This is a genomic window from Rhizobacter sp. P2_H2 (genome assembly GCF_056403375.1).
In genome coordinates this window covers 1-5083 of sequence record NZ_JBFUFP010000344.1, presented here as the reverse complement: position 1 = coordinate 5083, position 5083 = coordinate 1, and the positions used below count along the sequence as shown (strand labels likewise).

The following is a 5083-nucleotide window of genomic DNA, read 5'->3' as shown; positions in this document are numbered from 1 at the left end:
ACGCCGACCTCGAAGCTGCGCTGGCTGAGCCGGTACGACTCGCCCTGGCTCGCCAGCGTGCGCTGCGCCAGCGCCAGCCGCTCCTGGTCGGCGCCCAGCGTCAGCCAGGCATTCGCCACCTCGGCCACCAGGCTGATGTGCGTGCTGCGCCGCGCCTCTTCGGTCGCGAGGAACTGCTGGAGCGCCTGCGCGCCCAGGCTGCGCACGCGGCCGAACAGGTCGAGCTCCCAGGCGCTGACGCCCACGCCGGCGCTGTACTGGCGGCTGATCTCCGGGTTGCCCGGCGCGCGCAGCGTGTCGGCCGTGCGGGTCGCGCTCTGGCTGCCGGTGGCACTGACGGCGGGATAGAGGGCGGCGTCCTGCACGCGGTACTGCGCACGCGCCTTGTCGATGTTCAAGGCCGCCACGCGCAGGTCGCGGTTGTTGGCCAGCGCCAGCGCCAGCACCTGGCGCAGGTGCTCGTCGGCGAAGAACTCGCGCCAGCCGATGTCGCCGGCTTCGGCCGATGTGGCGGCGGATGTGGCGGCCGGTGCCGACGCGGCCACCGGGTAGGCGGCCGGCACCGGCGACGCGGGGCGTTCATAGGCCGGCATCAGGCTGCAGCCACCGAGCGTGGCCACGCAGGCCAGCGCGATCCAGGTCGGGCGGGTGATGTTCAAGCGGGTCATGTCAATGGCCTTCCAGCAAAGGGGTCGCGAGCTGCGGTTGCGGCCGCTTGTCGAACAAACGGCGCACGCTCACGAAGAACAGCGGCACGAAGAAGATCGCCAGCAGCGTGCCCGAGACCATGCCGCCGACCACGGCCGTGCCGAGCGCGTTCTGCGCGCCGGCACCGGCGCCGTGGCCCAGCATCAGCGGCAGCACGCCGAGCACGAAGGCCAGCGAGGTCATCAGGATCGGGCGCAGCCGCATGCGCGCCGCGGTGAGGGCCGCCTCGGCCACGCCCATGCCCTGGGCGACCAGGTCCTTCGCGAACTCGACGATCAGGATCGCGTTCTTCGACGCCAGCCCCACCGTGGTCAGCAGGCCGACCTGGAAGTAGACGTCGTTCATCTTCCACGTCAGCAYGGCGCCCAGCAGCGTGCCCAGCACCCCCAGCGGCACCACCAGGATCACCGAGAACGGGATCGACCAGCTTTCGTAGAGAGCGGCCAGGCACAGGAACACCACCCCGATCGACACCGCGTACAGCAGCATCGCCTGGCCGCCGGCCGCACGCTCCTGGCGCGAGATGCCGGTCCATTCGTAGCCGATGCCCGGCGGCAGCGCGGCCGCATGGCGCTCCACCAGGTCGAGCGCCTGCCCGCTGGAGAGCGTGCCGGGCAGCGCCATGCCGAGGATCTCGACCGACGGCACGCCGTTGTAGCGTTCCAGCCGCGGCGAGCCCGAGGTCCAGCCGGCCTGTGCGAAGGCGCTGAACGGCACCATCGCGCCGCCGGCGTTGCGCACGAACCAGTGGTCGATGTCGCCGGGCAGCATGCGGAACGGCGCATCGGCCTGCAGGAACACCTTCTTCACGCGTCCCTTGTCGATGAAGTCGTTGACGTAGCTGCTGCCCCATGCGGCCGCGAAGGTGTTGTTGACGTCGGCCATGGCCAGGCCCAGCGCGCCTACCTTGTGCTCGTCGATGTCGAGCCGGAACTCGGGCGTGTCCTCGAGGCCGTTCGGGCGCACCGCCACCAGGCCCTTCTCGGCCATCAGCGCGCCCAGCAGCTGGTTGCGGGCCTGCATCAGCGCGTCATGGCCGAGGTTGGCGCGGTCCTGCAGCATCAGGTCGAAGCCGCTCGCGTTGCCGAGCTCCGAGACCGCCGGCGGGGCGAAGGCGAACACCGTCGCATCGCGCAGCTGCGAGAAGTAACCCATCGCCTTGCCGACCACGCCCGATGCCGTCAGCTCGGGCCGCGTGCGTTCGCTCCACGGCTTGAGCTTGACGAAGGCGAAGCCCGCGTTCTGCCCGCTGCCGGCGAAGCTGAAGCCGGCCACCGTGAAGATCGAATCGACCGCATCCTTCTGGTCGACCAGGAAGTGGTGCTCGACCTGCTCGATCACCTTCAGCGTGCGGTCCTGCGTGGCGCCGGGCGGCAGCTGCACCAGCGTGAACAGCGAGCCCTGGTCCTCGTCGGGCAGGAAGCCGGCGGGGATCTTCGCGAACACGAAGCCGACCGCCAGCACCAGCACCGCATAGCCGGCCATGTAGCGCCAGCCGCGGCCCAGCATGTGCCGCAGCACGCCCTGGTAGCCGCGGTTGCTGCGGTCGAACAGGCGGTTGAACGCACCGAAGAAGCCGGTGCTGGCCAGCCCATGGCCCTGGGCCGCCGGCTTCAGCAGCGTGGCGCACAGCGCCGGCGTGAGGATCATCGCGACCAGCACCGACAGCGTCATCGCCGACACGATGGTGACGGTGAACTGGCGGTAGATCACGCCGGTGGAGCCGCCGAAGAAGGCCATCGGCACGAACACCGCCGCCAGCACCAGCGCCACGCCCACCAGCGCGCCGGTGATCTGCCCCATCGACTTGCGCGTGGCTTCGAGCGGCGACAGCCCCTCTTCGCTCATCACGCGCTCGACGTTCTCGACCACCACGATCGCATCGTCGACCAGCAGGCCGATCGCCAGCACCATCGCCAGCATCGTCAGCGTGTTGATCGAGTAGCCGAAGGCCGCCAGCACGCCGAAGGTGCCCAGCAGCACCACCGGCACCGCAATGGTCGGGATCAGCGTGGCGCGGAAGTTCTGCAGGAAGAGGTACATCACGACGAACACCAGCACGACGGCTTCGGCCAGCGTCTTCACGACCTCCTCGATCGAGATGCGCACGAAGGGCGTGGTGTCGTACGGCTTGATCACCTCCACGCCGGGCGGGAAGAACTTGCGCAGTTCGTCGAGCCGGGCGTCGATGCCGCGCACGGTGTCGAGCGCGTTGGCGCCGGTCGCGAGCTTGATCGCGAGGCCGGTGGCCGGCTTGCCGTTGAAGCGGCTCTGGATGGCGTAGCTCTCGCTGCCGAGTTCGATGCGGGCCACGTCGCGCAGGCGCACGGCCGAACCGTCGGCCTGCGTGCGCAGCAGGATGGCCTCGAACTCGGCCGCCGTCTTCAGCCGCGTCTGCGCGGTGATGGTGGCGTTGAGCTGCTGGTTCTGCACCGCCGGCAGGCCGCCGAGCTGGCCGGCCGAGACCTGGGCGTTCTGCGCCTGGATCGCGGTCTTCACGTCGAGCGGGGTCAGCTTGAAGCTGTCGAGCTTGTGCGGATCGAGCCAGACGCGCATCGCGTACTGCGCACCGAACAGCGTCGTGTCGCCCACGCCGTCGACGCGGCTGATGGCGTCCTGCACGTTGGCGGCCACGTAGTCGGCGAGGTCGGCGCCGCCGAGCTTGCCGTCCTGCGACACGAAGGCCAGCACGTTCAGGAAGTTGCTGGCCGACTTGGTGACCTGCACGCCCTGCTGCTGCACCTCTTGCGGCAGCAGCGGCGTGGCCAGGGCCAGCTTGTTCTGCACCTGCACCTGGGCGGTGTCGGGGTCGGTGCCGTTCTCGAAGGTCAGCGTGATCGTCACGCTGCCCGAGGATTCGCTGGTCGACGCGATGTAGGCCAGGCGGTCCAGGCCCTTCATCTTCTGCTCGATGACCTGGGTCACCGTGTCTTCCAGCGTCTTGGCCGACGCGCCGGGGTAGCTGGCCGAGATGGCGATGGCGGGCGGTGCGATGGTCGGGTACTGCGCGATCGGCAGGATCTTGATGGCCATCACGCCGCCCAGCATCACGATGATGGCGAGCACCCAGGCGAAGATCGGCCGGTCGATGAAAAAGCGAGCCATGGTGGAGAACTCCGGAGGGTGTCAGTTCGCGGCCAGGCGGGCGGCGGGTGCGCTGGCCGGCGTGGCCCCGGCGGGCACGGCGTTCACGGCCTGGCCCGGGCGCGCCTTCTGCTGCCCTTCGACGACCAGCCGGTCGCCGGCCTTCAGCCCGGTGGTCACGAGCCACTGGTCGCCGATGGCGCGCTCGGTGGTGATGGCGCGCGCTTCGAGCTTGCCSTCGGCGCCGACCACGAAGGCGAGCGGCTTGCCGGTGCTGTCGCGGCTGACCGCCGGCTGCGGCACCAGCACGGCCTGCTCGTTGACGCCTTCCTCGACGACGGCGCGCACGTACATGCCGGGCAGCAGCTCGCCGCCCGGGTTCGGGAACACGGCGCGCAAGGTGATCGCGCCGGTGCCCTGGTCGACGGTGACGTCGGAGAACTGCAGCTTGCCGGCGAGCGGGTAGGTGCTGCCGTCTTCGAGCAGCAGCTTGACGACGGCGGCGTTCGCGCCACCCGCCTTCAGCTCGCCGCGGGCCAGCGCGTGCCGCAGCCGCAGCACCGCGCTGCTCTGCTGGGTGACGTCGACGTAGATCGGGTCCATCTGCTGCACCGTCGACAGCGTGCCCGCCTGGTTGGCCGTGACCAGCGCGCCGGGCGTCACCGACGACTTGCCGATGCGCCCGGTGATCGGCGACACGACACGCGTGTACGCGAGGTTGATGCGCGCCGTCTCGACCGCGGCCCGGGCCGAGGCCACGTCCGCTTCGCCCTGCTGCAGCGCGGCCGATGCGTCATCGTGGTCCTGCTGGCTGACGGCCTGGATGGTGACGAGCTCGTCGTAGCGCTGCGACTTGAGCCGTGTCGAGCGGAGAGTCGCCTCGCTCTTGGCGAGGGCTGCACGTGCGCTGTCGTAGCTGGCCTGGTAGCTCGCCGCATCGATCTGGTAGAGCGCCTGGCCGGCCTTGACGAGGCTGCCTTCGTCGAACTGGCGGGCCTGGATCAGGCCGGTGACCTGCGGGCGCACTTCGGCGATCTGGAACGGCACGGTGCGGCCCGGCAGCTCGGTGCCGAGCACCACGCGCTGCGGCTGCACGACCTGCACGCCGACCTGCGGCGGGCCCGACGGCCCGGCCGGCGGGCCGTGCGGAGGATCCCCGCACGCTGAAAGCAGTGCCGACACCAGGGCGAGCATCGCGGTGCCGCCGGTCAGGGAATGGTTCGAGAACATGGGACAGGACTCCTCTATAAACATACTCACAAGTTCAGTATAAGCTTTGCCGTACCATTGG

3 protein-coding genes are annotated in these 5083 nt (G+C 69.9%); all 3 read right to left on the bottom strand.

The features are described from left to right. Positions 1-668, bottom strand: a 668-nt coding sequence (locus AC1D15_RS17500) for a TolC family protein (protein WP_477826975.1), incomplete at its 3' end; no start/stop codon positions are given. A 1-nt stretch (position 669) separates the two neighbouring features. Further along, entirely contained in the window at positions 670-3813 is a 3144-nt protein-coding gene (locus tag AC1D15_RS17495; protein ID WP_477826974.1) for an efflux RND transporter permease subunit, read from the bottom strand. A gap of 21 nt (positions 3814-3834) precedes the next feature. Beyond that, entirely contained in the window at positions 3835-5022 is a 1188-nt protein-coding gene (locus tag AC1D15_RS17490; RefSeq protein ID WP_477826973.1) for an efflux RND transporter periplasmic adaptor subunit, read from the bottom strand. Positions 5023-5083: the final 61 nt, after the last annotated feature.